Origin of the sequence: Falsirhodobacter sp. 20TX0035, from assembly GCF_028307215.1 — a bacterium.
In the GTDB taxonomy this organism is placed as follows: domain Bacteria; phylum Pseudomonadota; class Alphaproteobacteria; order Rhodobacterales; family Rhodobacteraceae; genus Falsirhodobacter.
In genome coordinates, this window is record NZ_JAQMHV010000010.1 from 1 (window position 1) to 22,479 (window position 22,479).

Genomic DNA, 22,479 nt, shown 5'->3' on the forward strand with positions numbered 1-22,479 from the left:
TCAGGCCCCGCGCAAACCGCATCAGGGGGGTCAATATTGGGCGCCGATAAGGGGTCAGTTTTGCGCGCCGATTGACAGTTCACCTTCAAGAGCGGCGGCAACACCCTGACGGCCGGCTTTGGTGCCAAGGATTCCGGCAAGTGGCTGGACGATGACGGCAACCGCCATGACGTCTACTGGTTCGAGGCGGTGGCCGACGACGCGGACAGCAGCCTCATGCTGGTGCAGGCCGCCCAGATTAAGGAGGACGAGAAGAAGGGCATCGCTGCGGATCTGCGCGTGATCGACGTCTTCGACACCGGATACACGCAGGCGGTGGCTCCATCGCGCGAGTCGCGCTTCGCCGCACCCGCCCGCGATGCCGGCGCGCGGCAGGCCACGCCGGAACAGCTTGCCGCGATCGAGTCCGCGGCGCGGGTGGAACTGGCCAAGCTGGGCATAGGCGAAGCCGTCAAGGTGGAGGCGAAGGCTACTGGCAAGGCGGGCGTGGCTGGCTCCTACCAGAACGGCCGGATCAGCGTCATTCTCGATGCCAACGGAAAATGGCGCGAGACACTGGATCACGAGGTGATTCACGCCCTGCGCGACAAGGCGCTATGGGATGGTGCCGAGTATGGCCTGTTCACCCAGGACGAATGGCGCGCGCTGGTGAAGGCCGCACGCGCCGACAAAGCCTTGGTGGAGCGCGTGGAAGCCGCCTATCCCGACCTCTCCGGCCTCGCCCGCAGCGAGGAGATGGTGGCGGAATTGTATCGCTCCCATGCCACAGGACGCCGGGAGCAGCCCCAGGGGGCGCTTGCCGGGGCGTTCGGCAAGGTCCGGTCCTTCTTCCGCGCCTTGGCCGCAGCCCTGCGGGGTGAGGGCTTCGTAGACGCAGCGAAGATCATGGAGCAGATCGCCAACGGCCATATCGGCGGCCGGGGCCCGGGTGGCGGAGCCAAGAGCAAGGCCACAAACACGCATGGCACCACCGCGCGCACATTTGGGATGCCGACAGCACCATTCAAGGATTCTCGATCCCCGGAGGAACGCCCCATCGTGGCCTCTCTGACGGGCAAGGAATTGGGCGAGTGGGCGGAATTGAAGCAGCTTCAGGCTAAGGCGCGGGACTGGTATCGCGACAACCTGGTGGGGCAGACCGTCACGAACGCAGCGACGGGCTGGCAGATCAGTTTCAACATGTCGGGTGCGAAGAAGACCACGAACAGCGCCGGGGACGTGCTGCTACGTCTGGTTCCTGCGCTTCGCTCGATCATCGAACAGGGAACGCTGGTGCGATCGGAGCCCGATGCCCGTGGACGCCACACCATCAAGGCCGTCCACAGCTTCTCCGCCCGTGTCTCGCTGGAAGGTCAACCGAAGGACGTGGTTGTGCAGGTGCGTGAAACCGAGAACGGCACGTTCCACTACAATCTGTCGAGGGATATGGGCGACGGGGCTAAGTTCCTACGAACTTCGGGGTGGGACGAAACCTTACCTGACGGCTTGGAAAGCAACCCCGTCACGCTCAACATGGACCTTCAGGAGCCTTCCGTCAAGGAATCCCGCTTTACGGAAGCCGCTTCGCACTTCGCGGAAGACGTGGCGGTTGGCACGCGGAGCCGGATCGGGCGGGCGAAAGAGAAGCTGTCAGGCATCGAGGGCGAGCGGAGCGCGATCAGCCGCGCCGTCACGACCGCAATGGGGGGCGACACGAACCTTCTGGCGCTGGTGCCCGGGCGCGCCCTCTACGGGGAACTGGGCAAGTCCCTGCCCTCCGCGCGGAAATACCTGCGCGAGAAGGACGAAATGGACACTCTGCGCAACGAGTGGCACGGCAAGATGGACACCGTGGCGCAGGCGTGGCGCAAGGCCCTGTCCCGCGATGGCGCGGCCAACACGACCATGATGGAGATGATGCACGAGGCGACGATCGCCGGGGTGGACCCTGCCCGCCCGTTCGAGCCGCTCGTGTCGGAAGCTGACGCGCGTGCCCTCAAGAACGGCGCGCTGTCCAAGGACGCCCGCAAGCGCATCCTCGACCTGCAGGAGCGGGATCGGACGCGGATCGTGAAGCACCGGGATATGGTCGGGCGGTGGAACGCCCTGCCCCAGCCGCTCAAGGACGTGTGGAACAGCGTGCGCAACGCCTATGAGGAACAGGGCAAAGCGTTCGAGGATGCCGTGGTGGACAACGTGCGGGACGCCATGGCGATCGGGCTGGAACGGGCGCAGCGGAAGTATGAGGCCGACATGCGCGAGATCACCGACGAGGGCCTGACCGGTCAGGAGAAGGATGACGCAGAGGCCGCCGCCAAGAAACGCCTGAACGGGGCCAAGCGGCGCAACGGCTGGGGCCAGAACGCCCGCATTTCCTCGCTGCGTGCCGAGTTCGAGTCCAACAAGATCACGGCCCCCTATTTCCCCCTCATGCGCTTCGGTCGCTTCTACCTGACGCTGCGCGATGAAGATGGGAAGGTCATCAGCTTCTCCAAGCACGAGACGGAGGGGGATCAGCTTCGGGAAGCCAAGCGTCTGCAGGCGGAATATCCGAACGGCCGGATCGAGCGCGGCACGATCGATGACAGCTTCGAGGCGCGGGAGCAGGTTGATCCTTCCTTCGTGGCCGACATCGAGGCGATGATGGGCGACATCGGGGCCGATCGCGAGGTGATGGACGGCATCTGGCAGAAATACATCGAGACGCTGCCCGATCTGTCCGTCCGCCGGTCCCGCCTGCACCGCAAGGGCACCGAAGGGTATCAGGCTGACGCCTTCCGTGCGTTCGGCCGGCAGATGTTCCATGGCTCCCATCAGCTTGCCCGCCTGAAATACGGGCTGCGCATGAAGAAGACGCTGGAGGATGCCCGCGTCGAGGCGGAGCAGAGCAACGACCCCAACCGGAACGGCCTGATCGTGACGGAGATGGGCAAGCGACATGCCTTCGTGATGAACCCGACCGGCAGCGCCTTGGGCCAACGGCTGACCTCGGCCGCCTTCGTCTATTACCTGGGCATCACGCCGGGCGCCGCCCTGGCCAACCTCACGCAAACGACGATCGTGGGCGTGCCGATGCTGGCGGCCGGCTTCCAGAAGGGCGGCGTCTCCCGCGCCTCCCGCGAGATGATGCGGGCCCTCAAGGACTTCACGGCCGGCGTCGACAAGGCCGGCTTGAAGGAAGGCGACTACGGCGTGGGGCGGTCCAAGAACTTGACCGACGACGAGCGCGCGGCCGTGGAAGAAGCCTACCGGCTCGGCACGATCGACAAGAGCCAGGCGCACGATCTGGCCGGCGTGGGCGAGACGGGGATCGAATACAACGACCGCCGGCAGAAGATCATGGGCTTCATCGGCTATGCCTTCCACCACACGGAGCGCCTGAACCGCGAGGTGACGTATCTGGCCGCCTACCGCATGGCCCGTGACAACGGCATGTCCCACATGGACAGCATCGAGAAGGCCGCCGACCTGACGTGGAAGACGCACTTCGACTACACCAACACCAGCCGGCCGCGCCTCGTGCAAGGCGACTGGATGAAGGTGCTGCTGACCTTCCGCAACTTCCAGATCAACATGCTCTACCGCCTGTTCCGGGACGTGCATCAGGCCGTGAAGGGCAAATCCGCGGCCGAGCGCCGGGAAGCCCGGGGCCAGCTCGTCGGGATCACCGGCTCCATGATGATCCATGCCGGCATCAAGGGCACATGGGGCTATGCCCTGACGATGATGCTTCTGGGCCTGTTCACGGGCTTTGAGGACGACGAACTGGAAAACGAGGTGCAGAAGGCGCTGGTGAACACCCTCGGCCGCGACATTGCGGGGGTTCTGCTGCAAGGCGTTCCGGGACACCTGACCGGGACGGACCTTACCAACCGGATCGGGATGCCCGAACTGTGGTTCCGGTCCTCGGATCGGATGCTGGAAGGCCAGGACGCCTACAACTTCTACCTGTCGGAACTGTTGGGCGCGGTGCCGGCGATGGCCGAAAGCGCCTTCCGGGGCGCGGCGCAGGCGATGGATGGCAACTACTGGCGCGGCGTGGAAACCATGATGCCCAAGTTCATCCGCGACCAGATGCGGGCCACCCGCTACTGGGACGAGGGTGTGACGACCATGGGTGGGGATCTGCTGCTGGACGGCGGCAGCGTCCGGGATGCCCTCAAGCAGTCCTTGGGCTTCACCCCGGCCCGGGCGGCGGCGCGCTACGAGGCCAACAGCCGCCTGAAGAACGCCGAGAAGCGCATCGAGGACGAGCGGAAGGACATTCTGCGCGACGTGACGCGCCGGCTTCGGGCCCAGAAGCCCATGACGGAGGCCATGCAGCGCCGGATTGCAGAGTTCAACGGCACCTATCCCGATCGGGCGATCACGGGCCCGACGATCACCAAGTCCCTGCGCGGCCGCATCCGGGCCTCCGAGGACATGGAAGGAGGGATCAGGATCAACCGAAACCTTGATCGCGTGCTGCGGGAGGATGCCGCGCCGGCGATCTACAACTGATCTCTCTATGACACCGCCGGCGTGTTAAAGTCGGCGGTGTTTGCTCATCCAAGAAAGGAAGCGTGGTCGTCTTCATGGTGAGAGGCTTGAAACCGGCCAGCCACATGATGGCGATATACCCCGAGGTTCCTGCCTAACCGACCGCAGCGTAGACCATGGTAATGACGAGGAAGGCCATTGGAAGGAAAACGGTTTCGCTGCCCATGCTGGTCCCTTGGCGTATGGACCCTCAGCTTATGCCGCATCATGGTCAATGCTGAATACCAGCCATTCACCCTATTGAACAAAAGCCTCCAGAATGGGGCATACTCCTGGACCTTGATGGGCACACTGGTCCGCAAGATGCCGCAAAGAATCCCGGACCTTCTTCATCTCCTCGATCTGTCGATCCAAGACTTGAAGCCGCTGATACGCCATCTTGCGCGCTCGTTCCCGATCCTGGCACGCATCCAGGTCGATCAGCTCCTTGATCTCCTCCAATGTGAAACCGGCGCGTTGAGCGGCCCGAATGAATTTCAGGCGTTTAACAGCATCTTCGCCGTATCGTCTGATCCCTGATGGGACAACGGGCGTATCCAGAAGCCCTTTGCGCTGGTAAAACCGAACGGTCTCCACCCCAACCTCAGCAGTGTCAGCGAATTGCTTGATCGTCAGACTCATGCCTTGACTCCGTACTATGGTACGGATGGTATATAGCATCCGGTCGATCGTCAGCAAGCCGGATGCCATGACTGCCAGTTGCAAGAAAGCTCTGATGTCATGGGAGCCGGCCTCATCGGCGTCACCCATTCCTGGCCCACAGCCCGTTAGACATAATCCAGCAAGACGGAGATCCTGCAAGATGCTGACCAAGAAGATCATCCTCGCGGCCACCATGGCCGCGCTGCTGACGACGCCTGCCATCGCTCAATCCAGCATGGACCATTCCGCCCACGCGGAAGGGCCGATGGCCGACTACATGGCGACCATGGACACCATGAACGGCATGGAATCTTCCGGCAATGCAGATGCGGACTTCCTCCTGATGATGATCCCGCACCACCAGTCGGCCATCGACATGGCGAAGGTCGAACTTGAGCAAGGCAAGGATCAAGAGACCCAAGAGATGGCCGAAAAGATCATCGCGGCGCAGGAGGAGGAGATCGCTGAAATGAAGGCGATGCTGAAGCGCCTTGGAGTGGAAGCACCGCAGTAAGCTCATGAGGGCGGCCTAGGCAGCCCTCCTACTAGCACGGCTTGGGCGTTGATGCCGGTGCTGTTCAGAAATGCTCTGCGCGATGCTCGCTGACGCAGTGGGCATGATCGCCCAGCACCTCGATGACGCGGCAATTGGCAATCGTTCCACAGGCGCATTGCGTCAGCATCCGTTCCAGTTCGGCCTCAAGGGCCTGTAGACGCGCGATACGCGCCTTCACTTCGCTCAGCTGGCGCGCGGTGATACGGTCCACCTCGATACAGGACTGGTCAGGGTTGTCGGCAAGGCCCAGAAGTTCGCGGATCGCCTCCAGAGGGAAGCCGAGGTCGCGAGCATGGCGGATGAAGGCTAGGCGACTGACGCTGGCGCTTTCATATACGCGCTGATTACCAGCGGAGCGGCTGGCGGGCGGGAGCATTCCGATGTCTTCGTAATAGCGGATGGTCGGCACCTTGACCCCGGTGGCCTCGCTCAACTTTCCAATGCTCAGCATGAGAAACCCCTTGAACCTCTAGTTGCTAGAGCAAGTAGTTTCCCGATTCGATGGGCACAAGAGCCCGGATACGGAGACAAGATGGCAGAGCGGCGGGAATGGACCGTGACCGGCATGGACTGCGCGGTGTGCACGGCCAAGGTCGTGCGAGCGGTGGAACGGCTGCCCGGTGTCAGCGATGTGAAGGTTGCGCTGATGGCGGAGCGGCTGTCGCTGAATGTGGAAGACGGTGGTGCCGCCGCCGTCGAGGATACCGTTCGCAAGCTGGGCTACGGTATCGCGCCGAAAGGTCAGGAGGCTCCTCGCAAGAAAGCCTTTGTGATGCCCGGAGAGCCGACGAACGCCGAGGTGGGAGACCACGCCGGTCATGACCATGGTCCTGCCGGAAACCATTCCGGGCATGGCCACAGCCACGACGATCCTGCGGATCGCGGCAAGCCTTGGCATCGCACCGGCAAGGGGCGGCTGGTGATCCTGACAGGCGCCCTGCTGGGGGCGGCCTGGGGTGTCGAACTCTTGACCTCCGCCGAGCTTGGCTACTGGGCGTTCCTGCTTGCCTGCCTGATCGGCGTCGCCCCTGTCGCGAAACGCGCGTTCGAGGCGCTGCGCATGGGCCAGCCCTTCACCATCGAGTCGCTGATGACCATCGCCGCCATCGGCGCGCTGTTCATCGGTGCCGCCGAAGAGGCGGCGCTGGTCGTGTTCCTCTTCGCGGTCGGGGAGGTGCTGGAAGGGGTGGCCACAGGAAAAGCGCGCGAAGGCATACGCGCGCTGGCGAATCTCGTGCCAAAGACCGCGCTTCTGGAAGTGGACGGGCAGACGCGCACGGTTCCGGCGGATGCGCTTGCCATCGGGCAGATCGTGCTGGTTCGGCCCGGCGACCGCATTCCCGCAGATGGCACCATCAAGGAAGGCACCAGCGGCATCGACGAAAGTCCCGTTACGGGCGAAAGCGTTCCGCTGGCCAAGACCGCAGGCGATGCGGTCTTCGCGGGGTCGATCAACACCGAGGCCGCGCTGCGCATCCGGGTCACGCGCGAGCCGTCCGACAACACGATTGCCCGCATCATCCGACTGGTGGAGGAGGCCGAAGAGGCGCGTGCGCCAACCGAGCGGTTCATCGACCGCTTCAGCCGCTGGTATATGCCCGCCGTGGTCGTCGTGGCCGCGCTGGTCATCGTGGTCCCGCCTCTGGCGATGGACGCGGATTGGGGAACGTGGGTGTATCGGGGGCTGGCGCTTCTGCTCATCGGTTGCCCTTGCGCGCTGGTGATCTCCGTCCCGGCCGCCATCGCTTCGGCCCTGTCGTCAGGCGCGCGACGAGGGCTGCTCATGAAAGGTGGCGCGGTGATCGAGGCGGCCGCGAAGACCACCCATGTCGCTTTCGACAAGACCGGCACGCTGACGCGCGGCAAGCCAGTCGTGACCGACCTTGTGCCCGCTTCGGGAGTCTCCGAGGCTGATCTTATGGCTGTTGCCGCCGGGGTTGAAACGGGGTCGAGCCATCCGTTGGCACAGGCTATTCTCATCCGGGCCGCAGGATCGGCGCTTCCTTCCACCAATGCGCGCGCTCTGCCCGGCAAGGGGGCCGAGGCCGTGGTGGAAGGCGCGATGGCTTGGGTCACGTCCCCCCGCCATGCGGCGGAACTTGAAGGTATCGATGGATTCGCCTTGCGTCGGGCGGCCGCGCTGGAAGAGGAAGGAAAGACCGTCGTCGCGGTCTTTCGCGCCCGCCAACCGCTTGGCCTCATCGCCCTGCGGGACGAGCCCCGTGAGGATGCGGCCGACGCCGTGCGACAGCTCAAGGCGATGGGAGTGTCTTCCGTCATGCTCACGGGCGACAACGCCCGCACGGCCGCCGCCATCGCGGGTGGCCTTGGCTTGGATCATCGGGCCGAGATGATGCCCGAGGACAAGCTTTCGGTCATCCGGGAACTGGGGCCGCAGGTGATGATGATCGGTGACGGCATCAACGACGCCCCTGCGCTGAAGCAGGCCGGCGTGGGCGTCGCCATGGGGTCGGGCACGGACGTTGCCTTGGAAACGGCGGACGCGGCCATCTTGCGCGACAGGGTGACGGACGCGCCGGCACTGATCCGCCTCGCCCGCGCCACGATGGGCAACATCCGGCAGAACGTCGCACTGGCCCTGGGGCTGAAAGCCGTTTTCCTCGTCACGTCTGTCCTCGGGATCACCGGGCTGTGGATCGCGATCTTGGCTGATACCGGGGCGACCGTTCTGGTCACGCTGAATGCCCTGCGCCTTCTTGGATACAATCCGGCAAAGGAAAGAAAATGATGGTCGGCACCCCCATGGTTTCTCTGTCGCGGGGGCCCTGGCAGGTCATGCTATGCACATTGCTGGTGGACCAGGCGACAAAGACTGCCGCGCTGACCTTCCTGCCTGATGGAGCTGTTTCGGTGCTGCCCTTCTTCGACCTGACGCTTGGCTTCAACACCGGGGCCAGCTTCGGGATGATGTCTGTCGCAATGGCGGCTCGGCCGATGCTGATGGTGCTCCTGACAGGGGTGATTACCCTTGGCTTTGCCTGCATGGCCTATCGTGCCACCAACCGGCCAGAACGCAACGGCTTTGCGTTGATCACAGGTGGCGCCTTGGGCAACATCGTGGACCGCTTGAACCGTGGTGCGGTCACTGACTTTCTCGACTTCCACTGGCAAGGCTGGCACTGGCCCGCCTTCAACATTGCCGATGTTGCCATCTTCATCGGCGCAGCATTCGTCATCGTCAGTGCTTTTCTTGGAAAACGGGCGCGCCATGCCTAATGCTTGCCGCAAAGACGCGGCATGTTCACGACGCTCCGATCGCGCTGATATCCCCGTGTGGCGCTTTGTTCATCGGCGAGTTCATGGGTCAGATAGCAGCTTCGGGCTTAGGCTCTGAGCAGCACTGCGGGAAGGTGTCGCGCCGGCGATCGACTAAACAGGCAGGTCAGGGGCGATGACCCCTGCCTCTACTTAGCAGGACTCTGATGTGACGATGGAGGCTCCATCGCCCGTTCTCGTAGCCGCGCTCGTGCCTCTGCCGCCTCCTTCATATGCTGCAACTCGCCTCCGAAAATCAGCGACCAATCTATGATCTGACCAGTCTCCAATTCTTGCGCAGCTAGTAGAGACAATCTTGGTGGGTCTGCAGGTGAGCGCAGCACGTCGACTGCCCACCTCCTGAGGCTCTTGTTCGATTCCTCTAGCGGCTGTTGTAGTATTCCCACCGCGATCTGCGACATCTGCGCTGATAGCTGCCGCTGTGAAGTGTTCTGGTTCCACATGTAGACAGAGATGCCAACAACCGCCGGCACTACAATGATTCCAACAGCGCGCAGGATGATGTCAGCCTTATCCCAGCCATCTTTGACAGCGGGTAGTCCTTCTCGCATGATCATTCCTCCAGTGGCCAGACCTTTAACTTTATGCCTATGATAAAGCGTGGCTGTGGTGTGGTCATTCTTCAAAGCTGACCGCTTCCATGCTATCTATGCGGCGTCAGGTGCAGGACGTGCCTCTTGAACCCTATTCAGGAGGCACCCGTGGCAACCCCCTTCAACATCCCCCTCACGCACGTCTGGCTTGCGATCGCCAGCGGCCCCGGCCAAGCCGCCTTTTGCCCAATCGATGCAGAGGCCGAATGGACTGTGGGCTCGAACGGCCAGACGCCGGCGCAGGACATTCGTGGCCTGCCCGCCCCTCGGCGTGAAAGCCAGTTCACCCGTCTTGAGGATGGCGAAACCGTCTTCCTGCGCGGCCGGGGCATTCTCGCCGGTACCGCAACCTCCTTGGTGGAATGATGCAGATCCTGCGCGGCTGGCGGACGCCCATCGCAGGATGGACGCAGACCGCCCTGACCAAGCTGGTACCGTGGACCCTGGAGGACATTCCAGCCTCTTTCCGCTCCAACGGTGGGCTGTGGGAGGCGAAGAACGCCCAGACCACCGCGGATTCGGTCACTCAAATCCCCGACAGCTTCGACGTGCGGCCGATGGTGCAAACCAGCGCCGCCTATCAACCGAAGTTCGCGGTCGTTGACGGCCATCCGGCGGCCGTGTGGCCGGAGGCCGACAACAACGTCCACCTGGTCCCGAACACGGGCAGCAACTACAACCCCGTCTTCTGGCTCATCCTCGGGCAGTTCTCCGATGGTCTGGTCAAGACGTTCCCTGCCTTCAACAACCTCATATCCAACGGGTGGACCGGCGGCGTCGGGAACGCGGCCCGCTATCGTGCCCGGGTCTTCGGGGAGTCCGGCACCGGCAAGCTGTTTGCGGATGCCTGGGCCACGGAAGCCTCGATCAACGCCCGCCCCGCCTCCGCTGACGTCCTCCCGCTTCCCAAGTCCATGATCGTCATGCGCGGCGCGGCCAGTGCCGGCGGAGATGCGCGTTACCTGTGGGGCTTGGGCCGAAGTTCCGGCTCATCGCTGCGCGGCTGGCGCGGGCCGATATGGGCCGCTCTCGCCCTGGGCGTTGAGCCCCCCAAGGAACTGCTGGCGCGCATCGAGGGGCGCATGGCCTGGAACTATGGCATCCAAGGGAAACTGCCTCTTGGCCACCCCTACCGTGATGTCGAACCCATGAAGGAGCCTGAATGATGTGGTGGGTTGGAACACAGGAAGCCGTCAGCGCGGCCGAAAGAGCGGCGGCCGCGCGCGTGGTGGGCCAGCCAGAGTTCATCGACGGCGTGGAGGTGGCGCCGGAGGACCGCGTGACGCAGCGGTGGGCCTTCCTGATGCCCACGGCGTCTGGTGAGTGGGCCATTCCCGCCCATCCCGACCTGAAGCCAGCCGGGGTCGCGCTGGTCGCTGCCGTGGAATGGCCGGCCGAAGACGAGGCATAGGCCCGTATGGTGCTAGGGACTTCCTAAAGCACCATATCTTGTGCTAGAGCCTGACCCATCATCGTGCAGGACGTGCGAGTTCCCTTTCTGGAGCCGCACACCCCGATGGAAGCTATCCCATCCGAAATCGCCAACAGCTTCCTCGAAGCGGGGCCCTGGGGGGTCTTCAGCCTTGTGCTGCTTTGCGCGGTGATCGCGCTGTGGCGTCGGAACAGCAAGCTGAACGACGACCGGATCGAGGACGCTCGCCTGTTCGCCGCGCAGATCCTCGCCATCACCGAGAAGGGCCATGAAGCGCAGAGCGCCACCACAGCCGCGCTGATGGGCCTGACCGATTACATCAGGGGGCAACGGCATGGTGCGTAACTGGTGGCCCATGGGCTCCAAGGCCAAGAGCCGAGAAGCCGAGATCGCCCTGATGAAGCGAGACACCGCCTCGGCCGTCGCGACCTACGGCGAGGAACAGGACGCGACCACGGCACGCGCCCACCAGCTTTCCCGACTCCTGCACGAACTCACCGAGCGCAAACGAGGCTACAATGGATAATCTTCAAACGGTCCTGATGGTCCTCGATTGGGCGGTGATGCTGCTTCAGATCGCGGTGCAGGCCCTTGTCATGATCGGCTTCGTGCGGATCGCGGTGCGGCCCGATGGGAGCCCCGTCTGGCACATGGCCATGGGCATGATCGCCTTGAACGCGGCCTATGCCTTCCGTTCCTTCTACTGGATCGTGGTGCCGATCGAGGTCCGCGAGGTCATCGGGAAGGAGCCCCCCAACATCGCCATGTCCCTGCTGGTGTTGGCCGCTTCCCTGTTTTTCCTGCGGATGCTCCTGCTGCTGATCCACGAGGCCGAGCGCCGGGAATGGAACATCATCACCGCCGCCTTCTACCCCCGCCGCCTTGAACGGCTGCTCGATTCCCTGTTTCGGAGAAAAGTCTGATGGGCCGCCGCGTGTCCCTGCCCCGCGCCAACCCCGCCGCTTTCGGCACGATCACCAGCTTCTACGGCAAGGCCAAGCGGCTCGATGACCTGGACCTTCCCCGCCTGGGCGCCCTGATCGGCGTCGGTGAGGACGAACTGCACGCTGTCATCGAGGTGGAGACGGCCGGCGGCGGCTTTGACAGCAAGGGCCGCGTCCGCATGTTGTTCGAGCCGCACGTCTTCTATCGCGAGTTGGGAGAGCAGAAGCGCCGGCAAGCCGTATCGGCGGGCCTCGCCTACCCCCGGTGGGGCGAGAAGCCCTATCCGGCCGACAGCTACGCGCGCTTCGAGCGGGCCATGCAGATCGACCGGCCGGCCGCCTTCCGCTCCGCAAGCTGGGGCTTGGGCCAGATCATGGGCTTCAACTGCAAGGCCGCCGGCTACCACTCGGCCGAGGCGATGGTAGCGGCCTTCCTCGATGAAGAGGCCAAGCATCTTGAGGCCATGGTGCGCTTCATCCAGTCGGAGGGGCTGGACGACGATCTGCGCCGGCACGACTGGTCCGGCTTTGCCCGGGGCTACAACGGCGCGGGCTATGCCACGCACGGCTACCACACACGGCTGGCGGCCGCGTTCGCCAAATGGGCGAAGATCAAGGACACCCCTTACCAGGCGGCCGTCGCGTGATCCCTCGCTGGGCCATCGCCGGCGGTGCCCTGGCGCTGGCCTTTGCGGCCGGCGTCTGGCTCGGCGTGGAATGGCAGGCCGGCCGGCAGGCCCAGCGTGAGGTGGCAGAGCGCGTGCTGATCGAGCGCCGGCGGGATGAGGTTCACGCGGCCGAGGCGAACCGGCTGGCCGAGGAGTCGGCCCGCGATCTTTCCATGGGGGTGCTGCTCGATGAAGCGCGCGATGATCCTGATGCTGGCCTTGGCTCTCTCGGCGTGCGGGATGCGCAACGGCTCAATGCCATCCGATAGCGTCCCGCCGTCCCTCCTTCAATCCTGCGCGCTGGCCGTCGCGGTGCCGGAGCGGGATCTGACGCGGGCCGAGGTTATGCCTTTGTGGCTGGCCGATCGCCGCGCGCTGGTGGCGTGCCGATCGCGGCACGGTGGGTTGGTAGATGCGATCCAAGGGAATACAAATCGGGCCGCAGAAGATTAGCTGAGGGGCCAAAAACCTCGAAAATGGCCTCAACGGGTGGGTCACATTTTGGGCCACATATCTTGGCACATACGCCAATATATGCAGGTTTCCCCTATTTTGTGGCGCACTCTCTCTCCGCCACTTACCTCATAGGTCGCTTGCTGCTGGCGTACATTGCCCGCCCCATTCGGCGAACGTCTTCAACGTATCCTCCCGCCGCCCCGCACTTCTGTTTACGGGTTCCTTTAGGGCCGCATCGAAGCGCCTCGGCTGGGGACGGATCCCTCCAGGAGTGGCGTTCCGCGACGCGTTCGTGACACAGGTGCAGGCGACAGTGGAACGTATGGAGCCGGTTGCCCGTGCCGTCACGGCTCCACCGCCACTCGCGCGATCTACAGGCTGACGGCTTGCAATACGGGTCGGTTGGCCCGTTGCTCCTGCTCCCCGGGCTTGCGAGCACGGGCCAGTACCTCCCCGACCACTCCTGCCAGTTCTCGCGCAGGGTCGAGGGCACGGTATTCGCGGCTCAGGGCGGCGGCGCCCGCCTTCAGCGCGACGTCCTGAAGGCCCCGACGGACGGCCGAGGCGATCTGCTCCACCGAAGGCCGGTCGGTGCGCAGGTTGATCCCGGCCCCGGCCCATTCCACACGCGCGGCGACCTCGGCCTTGTCTTCGGACAGGCCGGCCAGCACCAGCGGCACCCCGTGGCACAGCGCCTGCTGTACGCCGCCATAGCCGCCATTCGTCACCACCAGATCGGCCAGCGGCAGGATGCGTTCATAGGGCAGATAGTCGGTCATCCGGGCGTTGGCCGGCAGACCTTCGGACATCGCGTCGTTCATCTTGCCCGCCGTCGCCACGACCAGCGCGTCCATACCGGCCAGCGCCGCCAAGGTCGGGCGCAGCAGCTTGTCGAGGTCGCGCGCCACTGTTCCTTGCGTGACAAAGATCACCGGGCGACCGGCCGCCCGCGCCGCGACAACCTCGGGCCACCAGGCCGGCGGGGTGAAGGCCTGCGGCACCACGGGGGCGGAGCCGATCATCCGCAGGTCGCGGGGCACGTGCTGGCGCGGGTATTCCAGTCCCGGAACGCTCAGCTGCAGGAAATGATCGGGAAGAAAAGTCGTGGCGTCCATGAAGGGGTGGGGGCTGATCTCGGCCCCCAGTGCCCGAAGCTCCCGGTTCAGAAGCAGGTGCGAAGGGCGCAGCGGACCATCGTCCAGCGCGCGCTGCATCCCGGCATAACGGGCACGCTCTGCCCCGGTGGCGGGCGGCAGGCCTGCGCCAAAGGGCGCCAGCGACGGGTCGCTGGACATCAGCGGCGTGATCCCCAGCGCGATCACCGCCAATGGCTTCGGCCCCGGCATCCCCAGGCGGAACGGCCAGCCGCCCGCAAACATGTGGTTGCAGATCAGGACGGCCGGCCCTTCGGCCAGCGCGCCCTGAATGGCGCGCGCCTGATCGGCCATCGGCTCGATGAACAGGGTCCGGAAGTCGTAGTCGAGGAAGTCCGGCCCCGGCACGGCGTTCCGGCGCTCGGGGAAGGTCACGTTCACGTCGGCGGCGTCGTAGTCGGCCTTTCCCGTCAGGGGGATGTGGCGGATGCCCTTGTCCCGCAACTTTTCGGCCCAGCGCGATCCGGTGATGAAGGTGATGTCGTGCCCCGCCTCCCGAAGGGCGGGAAGAAGGGACAGGACCGGAAGAACGTGACCGGTCTGGGAGGTGGTGGCAACAAGGATGCGGGACATGCGGACGCCTGAGGTGGAACAGATGCCCCACCCTACGTCCCGAACATCACAGGGATATTTCCGTTCGTGGGCAAGATGCTGAGATTCATGGACCTTCTTGCCACGCCCGGCGTTCACTATGGGAAGGAGAGGATCATGACTCAGAAACAGACACCCCGTGGCCGCGCCCAGGACCGCCGACTCGTCGCCAGCGGTCAGGAGCATGAAGTCCGCTACGAGGCCCGCAAGGAAGGCGTTTCCAAGCAGGAGGTGAAGAGCGCCATCAAGGATGTGGGCAACAGCCGCGCCCGGGTCGAGGATCGGCTGGAAGACAAGGACTGACCGCCGCTCAGCGTTCCAGCGCAATCCAAACCGACGCGTGATCGGACGGCTTGTCCCACCCCCGCACATGCGCGTCGACCCCGGCCGCCCGCAAGGTGGGGGCCAGTGCGGGTGACAGAAGAAGGTGGTCGATCCGCAGCCCCGCGTTCCGGTCGTAGGCGTGCCGCTTGTAGTCCCAGAAGGTGAAGACCTGTTCACCGGGATGCCGGGACCGCAGCGCATCGACCCACCCCGCCGCCCCAAGCCGCTTGAACGCCTGCCGCACCCCTGGATGAAACAGCGCGTCCTCGGCCCACCGCTCCGGTTTGTGGACGTCAAGGTCGGTCGGGATGATGTTGAAGTCCCCGGCCAGCACGACCGGGATCCCGGCCTTCAGCAGACCGGCCGCATGATCCTCGAACCGTTGAAGCCAGCGCAGCTTGTCATCGAACTTCGGACCGGGGCGCGGATTGCCGTTCGGGACATAAACGCAGCCGATCAGGACGCCGCCCACCGCCGCCTCGATGTAGCGGGCGGGTCCATCCTCTTCCCCCGGCAGATGGTCGCGCGTCAGGACGGGCTCCGCGTCCCGCGCCAGGATCGCGACGCCGTTCCAGGCGCGCTGCCCCTTCCAGACGGCGCGATAGCCCGCCTCACGAAGCTCCTCCTCCGGAAAGGCGGTGCCGGGGCATTTCAACTCCTGCAGGCACAGAACGTCGGGTGCCGCCTCGGCGAGCCATTGCCTCAGCAGGGGAAGCCGGCCGCGCACGCCGTTGATGTTGAAGGTCGCGATCTTCATCCGGGCGAACGATGCGTCAGCCCGCCCGGTTCCGACCCCTCAGGAACACTGGGTCAAGTAGCTTTGCTGCGCGGTGTTCATCAGCCCGTCCAGCAATGCCAGACCCAATGGGTTGCTCGACACGTCGGGCACCTGCCCCAGCGGCCCGCGTTCGCGCAGCACCTTCATCAGCAGGTCGGGATGGAACTGCCGCAGCATGGAGCCGAACACCAGCGAAAAGGCCATCCCCTGCTGCTGGTCCAGCGCCCCCATCGTGGTGACCGTTGGGACCGAAAGGCCGGAGATGCGCGCCACCTCGGCCGGGCTGGCGTTGCGGTTGGCGTCCATCGCGGCTCCGATGCGCTCGATGTCGTCGGCCGAACGGGTGGCCACGGCGTCCTCCACCTCCCTCAGGGCGTTGCATTGCGGGGGCGAGAAGACCATCGGCGTGCCGGCCGAGGGCAGCGTGGCAAATTGCGCGCCCGACGGCTGGGCGGCCAGCGCGAGCGTGCCGAGCAGAACGAGAGAAAGAAGATGTTGGCGCATGAAGGTTCCCATCGGGTTCGGCCGCAATGCATCCACATTGGGACGATCCGCAGGACGCGCGCAAGGCCACGCGCGCGCCGCCGGCCGGATGCGGCCGACGGCGGGAAGGATCAGCCCTGACGGCTCTTGCGGTTGGCATAGCGCTGGTCGCGCCTGGCCTTGTGCGCCGCGTCATCCGCAAGAAGGCGCGCGATGCGGTCCTTTTCGGCGGCTTCGCGGGCATCGGCATCGGCCGTTTCGGCGGCAGCGCTTGCGGCGGCCTTGGCGTCGGCCTCTTCCTTCGCCCTCTGCTGCGCGTCCCGCTTTTCCTGATCGCGGGCGGCCCGGCGCGCCTCCCGCGCCTCGGCCACGGCGGCGCGCTCCGCCTCGCGCGCGGTGCGGGTCGGTTCGGCGGCGGTTTTCGCGGCCTTGAACGCCTCCAGAAGGGACGCCTTTGCCCGTGCGGCAGAGGATTGGCGGTCGGACAGGCCGGCGGTGTCTTGGTTTTTCAAATTCTGTTCCTGTGGGTGGACCCGGCGCAACAGGCCCCGGATCTCGGCGGCACGGCGTGCCGGAAGGGGCGAGCTTATCAGCAAACGGGCGCCTTTGACATCCGCCATGTCCACCACCTGCTTGCCGCAAGCCAATCTCCATGCTATTGTTTCAATATTACTTGAGAGGTTGAGTCGATGGAAGAGGAACGCGCGCTGGCCGCCTTTGCGGCGCTGTCCCAGGAAACGCGGCTGCGCATCGTGCGGCGGCTGATCCAGGCCGGGCCGGACGGTTTGGCGGCGGGTGCGTTGGGAGAGGCCGTGGGAGCCGCCACCTCGCGCCTGTCGTTTCACCTGACGCATCTGGAACATGCGGGCCTGATCCGCTCGCGCCGTGACGGGCGGTTCATCATCTACACCGTGCTGTATCCCGCCTTCACCGACCTCATCGGCTTTCTGCTGCGCGACTGCTGCCAAGGCCACCCCGAAATCTGCGCGCCCGCCCTGAAGATGCTGGCCTGCGAACCCACCGCCACGGAGACGGCTTGACCATGGACATCGTGATCTATCACAACCCCGCCTGCGGCACGTCCCGCAACACGCTGGCGATGATCCGCAATGCGGGGGTCGAGCCGCATGTGGTCGAATATCTGAAGACCCCGCCGGCGCGGGCGCTGCTGGTGCAGTTGATCGCCCGCATGGGGATCACGCCCCGCGATCTGGTGCGGCAGAAGGGCACCCCTTATGCCGAGCTTGGGCTGGACGAGGCCACCGACGACGCCCTGATCGACGCGATGATGGCCCATCCGATCCTCATCAACCGGCCCATGGTCGTCAGCCCTCAGGGTGTCCGCCTTTGCCGCCCGTCCGAGGCGGTGCTGGACCTTCTGCCGCCGCAGCCGACCGCGTTCACCAAGGAGGATGGCGAGCGGGTCGTGGACGAACATGGTCAACGCATGCGAAGCGTCTGATGCGGCGCCTGTGCGTCCTCATCGGCTCTCCGGGGCGCTGCGTCCGGATCGCTCGTGAAGAGACGTGTTCCTGCCGAAGATCCTGCCGCGATGGTCAGCCTGAGGGGCGGCATCCTACGGTCGCGCTGCGCATCGCCGTGCCGCTGGCAAACTCTCCTGCCGTGCGGCTCATTGTCCGTTCAACGATGGAACTGTGGATCACGAAGGATCATCCGCGCCTCACGGCCACCGCCCCTTCCCACGCCGGCAATACTTTCAAGCCGGCCCTCGCAGCTTTCCACCCAGCCCGCCCCGTCGCGATCCGCCCGGTGGTAAAGGTTCTGATTTTTCCTCTCAGCGTCACGCAGCGGCTAGGCCGACGCTGGTTCCCTAACGGAGTTTCCGCATGATCCCCGACCTGCCCAACCTGTCACCGGATGCCCTGCGCCTGCCGCAGATCGATGGCCCGCCGCCGCGCATCCTGCTGCTTTATGGGTCACTGCGCGAACGGTCCTACAGCCGCTTCGCCACGCTGGAGGCCGAACGCCTGCTGCGCCATTTCGGCTGCGAAACGCGCATCTTTCACGCAGACGGCCTGCCGCTGCCAGACGATGCCGAGGCGGATCACCCCAAGGTGCAGGAGTTGCGGGACCTCTGCCTCTGGTCCGAGGGGCAGGTCTGGACCAGCCCCGAGCGCCATGGCGCGATGACCGGCGTGATGAAGGCGCAGATCGACTGGATCCCCCTGTCGATGGGCGCGATCCGCCCCACGCAGGGGCGGACGCTGGCGCTGATGCAGGTTTCGGGCGGGTCGCAAAGCTTCAACGCCCTGAACCAGATGCGCATCCTTGGGCGCTGGATGCGGATGGTGACGATCCCCAACCAGTCCTCGGTCGCGAAAGCTTATGAGGAGTTCGACGAGGATGGTCGCATGAGACCCTCCCCCTATTACGACCGGATCGTGGACGTGATGGAGGAGCTGGTGAAGTTCACCCTCCTGACCCGGGATCGGCCAGACCTGACCAACCGCTACAGCGAGCGGAAGGAGGCGGCGGAAAAGGTGCAGGAACGTCTGAACCTGACGGCCGCGACGTGAAGCGGCGGGCGGGATGTCCCCGCCCTTGCCATGCCATCACCCCGCGCCCAAGTTGATCCTAAGGGTGACAGGATGAGGGGGCAGATGCAGACCGCACAGGATCGGGCCGCCGCGGTGGAGGCGTTCACGCAGCGGAACTTCAGCCTTTGGGGCAGCATGAAGCTTCACCGGCACGCCATCGGCTGGGACCTGCTGCGCGCGCCGGCCAATGTGGCGCTGGCCCCGCTGTTCCTGCTGCAAAAGCTGGCGGGCGTGATCCTGGGCGGGCTGCGCCTGACCCGCGCCGCGCGCTGGATCACCGCCCGCCCCCTGATGTTCCGCACCGCCCTTGCGGCCGAACTGGACCGCCGGCTGTACCGCGACCTGCTGGAGCCCTTGGGCCTGATCCCGCAAGGCGCGATCGACGACTACCTTGCCACCCGCAACGCCACGAACGAGATTGCGACCACCGTCGGCACCCTCGGCTTCGGCGCGGTCACCTTCAAGTCGCTGACGCCGGGGGTGCTGTCGCTGGCGCCTGCACTGGCTGCCGTCATGGCGCAAGGAGCGGCGGTGGCGTCGTTTCCGCTGGGGGGCGCGCTGGGGGCGGTGTGGTATTCGGCGTTTCCGTCGAAGGTGCCGATGTCGACCGTGGTCCTGACCGGGGCCGCGCTGGTGCTGGTGCTGGCGCTCATGGCCACCTTCGCGGGCATCCTCACCGATCCGGTCCAGCGGCGGCTGGGCCTGCACCAGAACCGTCTGCGCCGGCTGGTGGAGGCTCTTGCAGCCGAGCGTGAGGCCCCCGGCACCGGCCGCTTCACCGCCCCGGAACATTACGTCGCCCGCAGCGGAGATCTGGCGGACGCGGCGGTGAATGCGTTGCGGTGGTTCAGGGGATAGCGGCGCCCATCCCCGCCCAACCCGAACCTTGCGCCTTACGTGGCGGACATAGCGGACGCGGCAGCGCGCGTTGTGGTAGTATAGAGCGCCTAGCCTCCGCCCTGAAATCACGTCACGCGCAGCCGGGATCTAAGCCACGGTGAATGCGCTGCGATGGTTCAGGAGGAGAAGACGCCAACCCCCTGCACTGAAATCACGCCACCTGCCGCCAAGACATGGCCAATACGGCGGTGAACGCGCTGCGGTTCAGGAGATGGAGGCACCCATCCAAGCCCGGGCATCCTCGCGCACGCCTTCGGCCACGATGTGCAGGCGGCCGTCGGGCAACGGGCGCTGAAGGCAGAGGGCCTCGAGCACCGGGGCCGTCATCCAGATCTTCCACTCCTCCGGCTCCGTCAGGATGACGGGCATCGCTTTGGGGTGCACCTCCCCCACCTCCCGGTTCGGGTCGGAGGTCAGGAAGGCGAAAAGCTCGTCCGTCGTTTCCCCCTCCTTCAGCTTGCGGACCGAGGTCCAGTGCGTCCGGATGCCAGCGAAGAAAGCCAGCGGCCGCCTTTCGTCCAGTGCGAACCAGACCGGATGGTTGCGCGGCGCGCCGGGGCGGCTGTCCATTTCGGAAAAGCTGGTGAAGGGCACGAGGCAGCGATGCTCCACCCCCAGCCAACGCCGCCAATGGGGCGAATCCACCCGTCGCACATTGGTCACGCCGGGATCCGTGCGCTTGCCGGTCAGATAGCGCGGTGGCGTCGGCATCCCCCACCGCGCCATGGACAACTCCATCCCACCCTCCCCGTGGCGCAGCACGGGCGCCGCATAGTCGGGATAGATCCCGCGCTGCGGGGCAAGGTTGCCCGTCCGCTCGATCACGTCGACATCCTCGACGGCCTGTCGGATTTCGTCCGGGCCGGCGATCTGGGAATACAGGTTGCACATGGTCGTCTCCTTCGCGCACCAGGGAACGTGCCGGCGGCGCGAAAGGTCCGCCTCCACCACGCGGCCCTTCGAACATCAACTACAGGTTGCAAGAACGGCGTAGGGGCCCGCACGGGAACGTGCCAACATCGTCCTGTCCGAATCGTCGCGCCGCGACATCGGCGCCCCGTCCTATGTGCAAGAGTGTGATGTCATGAGCGGTTTCAAATCGGCGACCATCCGTGGGGCGTGGTGGATCAGCGGGATGCGCGTCTTCCGCATCCTTGTCAGCCTTGTCACCCTGTCGATCCTGTCCCGCTTCCTGTCGGCCGAGGAGTTCGGGATCGCCGGGCTGATCATCGTCGTCACCGGGCTGGCGCAGGTGATCGGCGATGTCGGCACCCGGCTTGCCCTTGTCCAGAAGGCCGAGATCACGCCGCTGGAGATCGACAGCGTGTTCTGGATGAACCTGACAATCGGCCTTGCCCTGACGGGACTGACCATCGCCTTCGCCGCACCGATCGCCGGCCTGTTCGACACCCCGGCCATGGCGGAGCCGTTGCGCTGGGCGTCCTCGGTGTTCCTGATCACGGCGATCCAGGGGGTGCCGAATTCCCTTCTGGAACGCGGGATGCGCTTTCGCGAACTTGCGCTGGGCGAGGCGGCGGGTACGGCGGCGGGCGCGATCACCGCAATCATCCTTGTTCTTCTGGGCTTCCAGCTGGGCGCGCTGATCGCGCAGCTGATCATGTTCTCTCTGTTTGCCTGCCTGATGGTGAACCTTCAGGCCCGCTGGCGGCCGCGCTTGCGGTTCAGCTTCGGCGCGCTGACGCCGATGCTCGGCTTTGGGGCGTGGGCGTCCTTTGCCAGCCTGATCACCTTTATCGGCGCGAACGCGGAACGGCCGATCCTCGCGGCCGCGCTGTCGACGGCGGCACTGGGGTATTTCACGCTGGCCGCCCAGATCGTGCAGACGCCTCTGCGCACGATCGTGCAGGTGGTGCGGACGCTGACGCTGCCCGTCTTTGCCCGGATGCAGGACGATCCCGAACGCGCCCGCCGCGCCTATCTGAACGTGTGCCACGCGCTGATGGTCGTGATGTCCCCCATCTGCTTTGGCCTGATTGCCGTGGCCGGCGACGCGACCACCCTATTCCTGGGGCAGGACAAGGGGGCCGTGGTGCCGCTGGTCATGATCCTGTCGCTGCGCGCCCTGATCGGCACGCTGACCGACATTCATGGGTCGATCCTGACCGCCTGGGGCCGGATGCGGTTCCAGTTCGGCTGGGCCCTCGCCTCCACCGTCGTGACGATCGGAGTGCTGTGGGGGGTGGCGCCACGGGGGCTGGAGGCGGCGGTGCTGGCCCTGCTGGTCCTGACAGCGCTGATGGTGCCCGTCTTCGCCTTTCCGGTGCTGCGGCGGCTGGACCTTCTGAACAGCCGCCTGCCCCGGACCATCGCGCCGCCCCTGATCTCCGGCGCGATCATGTGCCTTGCGGTGCGGGAGGCGGCGGTGCGGGTGCCCATGTCCCCCGCCCCCGGCCTGCTGACAGGCGTGATTTTGGGGGGCACGGTCTACGTCCTGTGCCAACTGCTGCTGGACCGGTCGCGCTGCATGGAACTGTTCCGCGCGGTGGCCCGCCGACGGTCGAAGGTGGCCGTGCCCGCCTGATCCGGCGCTGCAAACAGCCGATTGACACCCTCGTCTTATATAT

The 22,479-nt window shown here is 65.4% G+C and carries 25 protein-coding genes; 18 read left to right on the forward strand and 7 right to left on the reverse strand.

Going from position 1 to position 22,479, the window contains the following annotated elements; genetic code table 11:
• Window positions 1-189 precede the first annotated feature (189 nt).
• Window positions 190-4,479 carry a PLxRFG domain-containing protein gene (locus PIJ50_RS11420; RefSeq protein ID WP_271975373.1) on the forward strand — a complete coding sequence of 1,430 codons (4,290 nt, stop codon included), beginning with the start codon at window positions 190-192 and terminating at the stop codon, window positions 4,477-4,479.
• Window positions 4,480-4,755: 276 nt separating this feature from the next.
• On the opposite strand, the gene PIJ50_RS11425 is transcribed toward PIJ50_RS11420, so the two are convergent.
• Window positions 4,756-5,139, reverse strand: a complete 384-nt coding sequence (locus PIJ50_RS11425; protein WP_271975375.1) for a MerR family transcriptional regulator — start codon at window positions 5,137-5,139, stop codon at window positions 4,756-4,758.
• Window positions 5,140-5,320: 181 nt separating this feature from the next.
• Here PIJ50_RS11425 and PIJ50_RS11430 point away from each other — a divergent pair, with 181 nt between their 5' ends.
• The gene (locus PIJ50_RS11430) at window positions 5,321-5,674 is read left to right on the forward strand and encodes a DUF305 domain-containing protein (RefSeq protein WP_271975377.1); all 354 of its coding nucleotides are present in this window, start codon (window positions 5,321-5,323) and stop codon (window positions 5,672-5,674) included.
• A gap of 64 nt (window positions 5,675-5,738) precedes the next feature.
• Here the strand turns inward: PIJ50_RS11430 and PIJ50_RS11435 are convergent, their stop codons facing one another.
• Window positions 5,739-6,167 carry a MerR family transcriptional regulator gene (locus PIJ50_RS11435; protein ID WP_271975379.1) on the reverse strand — a complete coding sequence of 143 codons (429 nt, stop codon included), beginning with the start codon at window positions 6,165-6,167 and terminating at the stop codon, window positions 5,739-5,741.
• An 81-nt stretch (window positions 6,168-6,248) separates the two neighbouring features.
• On the opposite strand from PIJ50_RS11435, the gene PIJ50_RS11440 reads away from it, so the two are divergent.
• The 10 genes from PIJ50_RS11440 to PIJ50_RS11485 all read left to right on the forward strand — a co-directional run bounded on the left by PIJ50_RS11440 (window position 6,249) and on the right by PIJ50_RS11485 (window position 12,919).
• On the forward strand, window positions 6,249-8,465 hold the full coding sequence (locus PIJ50_RS11440) for a heavy metal translocating P-type ATPase (protein ID WP_271975380.1): 2,217 nt from the start codon (window positions 6,249-6,251) through the stop codon (window positions 8,463-8,465).
• Complete coding sequence (lspA, locus tag PIJ50_RS11445; RefSeq protein ID WP_271975381.1) at window positions 8,462-8,953, forward strand: signal peptidase II; 492 nt, start codon at window positions 8,462-8,464, stop codon at window positions 8,951-8,953. The genes PIJ50_RS11440 and lspA overlap by 4 nt, the downstream gene beginning before the upstream one ends.
• Window positions 8,954-9,714: 761 nt before the next feature.
• Window positions 9,715-9,972 (forward strand): hypothetical protein, encoded by a 258-nt coding sequence (locus tag PIJ50_RS11450; RefSeq protein ID WP_271975383.1) that lies wholly within the window; start codon window positions 9,715-9,717, stop codon window positions 9,970-9,972.
• Entirely contained in the window at window positions 9,972-10,772 is an 801-nt protein-coding gene (locus PIJ50_RS11455; RefSeq protein WP_271975385.1) for a hypothetical protein, read from the forward strand. The genes PIJ50_RS11450 and PIJ50_RS11455 overlap by 1 nt, the downstream gene beginning before the upstream one ends.
• On the forward strand, window positions 10,769-11,017 hold the full coding sequence (locus tag PIJ50_RS11460) for a hypothetical protein (protein WP_271975386.1): 249 nt from the start codon (window positions 10,769-10,771) through the stop codon (window positions 11,015-11,017). The genes PIJ50_RS11455 and PIJ50_RS11460 overlap by 4 nt, the downstream gene beginning before the upstream one ends.
• A gap of 105 nt (window positions 11,018-11,122) precedes the next feature.
• Entirely contained in the window at window positions 11,123-11,383 is a 261-nt protein-coding gene (locus PIJ50_RS11465) for a hypothetical protein (protein ID WP_271975388.1), read from the forward strand.
• On the forward strand, window positions 11,373-11,564 hold the full coding sequence (locus PIJ50_RS11470; protein ID WP_271975390.1) for a hypothetical protein: 192 nt from the start codon (window positions 11,373-11,375) through the stop codon (window positions 11,562-11,564). The genes PIJ50_RS11465 and PIJ50_RS11470 overlap by 11 nt, the downstream gene beginning before the upstream one ends.
• Complete coding sequence (locus PIJ50_RS11475) at window positions 11,557-11,961, forward strand: hypothetical protein (RefSeq protein WP_271975392.1); 405 nt, start codon at window positions 11,557-11,559, stop codon at window positions 11,959-11,961. Before PIJ50_RS11470 ends, PIJ50_RS11475 begins: the two co-directional genes overlap by 8 nt.
• The gene (locus PIJ50_RS11480) at window positions 11,961-12,629 is read left to right on the forward strand and encodes an N-acetylmuramidase family protein (protein WP_271975394.1); all 669 of its coding nucleotides are present in this window, start codon (window positions 11,961-11,963) and stop codon (window positions 12,627-12,629) included. The genes PIJ50_RS11475 and PIJ50_RS11480 overlap by 1 nt, the downstream gene beginning before the upstream one ends.
• On the forward strand, window positions 12,626-12,919 hold the full coding sequence (locus tag PIJ50_RS11485) for a hypothetical protein (protein WP_271975395.1): 294 nt from the start codon (window positions 12,626-12,628) through the stop codon (window positions 12,917-12,919). The genes PIJ50_RS11480 and PIJ50_RS11485 overlap by 4 nt, the downstream gene beginning before the upstream one ends.
• Before the next feature lie 558 nt (window positions 12,920-13,477).
• On the opposite strand, the gene PIJ50_RS11490 is transcribed toward PIJ50_RS11485, so the two are convergent.
• Window positions 13,478-14,833, reverse strand: coding sequence for a glycosyltransferase (locus tag PIJ50_RS11490; protein ID WP_271975396.1), 1,356 nt, complete (start codon window positions 14,831-14,833; stop codon window positions 13,478-13,480).
• Between the two features lie 135 nt (window positions 14,834-14,968).
• Here PIJ50_RS11490 and PIJ50_RS11495 point away from each other — a divergent pair, with 135 nt between their 5' ends.
• A complete protein-coding gene (locus tag PIJ50_RS11495) occupies window positions 14,969-15,154 on the forward strand; it encodes a DUF3606 domain-containing protein (protein ID WP_271975397.1) in 186 nt (61 codons plus the stop codon).
• 7 nt (window positions 15,155-15,161) lie between these two features.
• Here the strand turns inward: PIJ50_RS11495 and xth are convergent, their stop codons facing one another.
• The 3 genes from xth to PIJ50_RS11510 form a co-directional block, all read right to left on the reverse strand.
• The gene (xth, locus tag PIJ50_RS11500; protein WP_271975398.1) at window positions 15,162-15,932 is read right to left on the reverse strand and encodes an exodeoxyribonuclease III; all 771 of its coding nucleotides are present in this window, start codon (window positions 15,930-15,932) and stop codon (window positions 15,162-15,164) included.
• A gap of 39 nt (window positions 15,933-15,971) precedes the next feature.
• Window positions 15,972-16,457: a hypothetical protein gene (locus PIJ50_RS11505; protein WP_271975400.1), complete on the reverse strand. Its 486-nt coding sequence runs from the start codon at window positions 16,455-16,457 to the stop codon at window positions 15,972-15,974.
• A 110-nt stretch (window positions 16,458-16,567) separates the two neighbouring features.
• Window positions 16,568-16,948, reverse strand: coding sequence for a DUF6481 family protein (locus PIJ50_RS11510; RefSeq protein WP_271975401.1), 381 nt, complete (start codon window positions 16,946-16,948; stop codon window positions 16,568-16,570).
• Between the two features lie 177 nt (window positions 16,949-17,125).
• Here PIJ50_RS11510 and PIJ50_RS11515 point away from each other — a divergent pair, with 177 nt between their 5' ends.
• The 4 genes from PIJ50_RS11515 to PIJ50_RS11530 all read left to right on the forward strand — a co-directional run bounded on the left by PIJ50_RS11515 (window position 17,126) and on the right by PIJ50_RS11530 (window position 19,852).
• On the forward strand, window positions 17,126-17,476 hold the full coding sequence (locus PIJ50_RS11515; RefSeq protein ID WP_271975403.1) for an ArsR/SmtB family transcription factor: 351 nt from the start codon (window positions 17,126-17,128) through the stop codon (window positions 17,474-17,476).
• Window positions 17,477-17,478: 2 nt separating this feature from the next.
• Window positions 17,479-17,898 carry an arsenate reductase (glutaredoxin) gene (gene arsC / locus PIJ50_RS11520; RefSeq protein ID WP_271975550.1) on the forward strand — a complete coding sequence of 140 codons (420 nt, stop codon included), beginning with the start codon at window positions 17,479-17,481 and terminating at the stop codon, window positions 17,896-17,898.
• 388 nt (window positions 17,899-18,286) lie between these two features.
• Window positions 18,287-18,973, forward strand: a complete 687-nt coding sequence (gene arsH / locus PIJ50_RS11525; RefSeq protein ID WP_442900735.1) for an arsenical resistance protein ArsH — start codon at window positions 18,287-18,289, stop codon at window positions 18,971-18,973.
• Between the two features lie 84 nt (window positions 18,974-19,057).
• Window positions 19,058-19,852 (forward strand): DUF6635 family protein, encoded by a 795-nt coding sequence (locus PIJ50_RS11530; RefSeq protein WP_271975406.1) that lies wholly within the window; start codon window positions 19,058-19,060, stop codon window positions 19,850-19,852.
• 246 nt (window positions 19,853-20,098) lie between these two features.
• Here the strand turns inward: PIJ50_RS11530 and PIJ50_RS11535 are convergent, their stop codons facing one another.
• The gene (locus tag PIJ50_RS11535) at window positions 20,099-20,785 is read right to left on the reverse strand and encodes an SOS response-associated peptidase (protein ID WP_271975408.1); all 687 of its coding nucleotides are present in this window, start codon (window positions 20,783-20,785) and stop codon (window positions 20,099-20,101) included.
• Window positions 20,786-20,978: 193 nt separating this feature from the next.
• Between PIJ50_RS11535 and PIJ50_RS11540 the strand changes: the two genes are divergently transcribed.
• Complete coding sequence (locus PIJ50_RS11540) at window positions 20,979-22,436, forward strand: lipopolysaccharide biosynthesis protein (protein WP_271975410.1); 1,458 nt, start codon at window positions 20,979-20,981, stop codon at window positions 22,434-22,436.
• Window positions 22,437-22,479 lie beyond the last annotated feature (43 nt).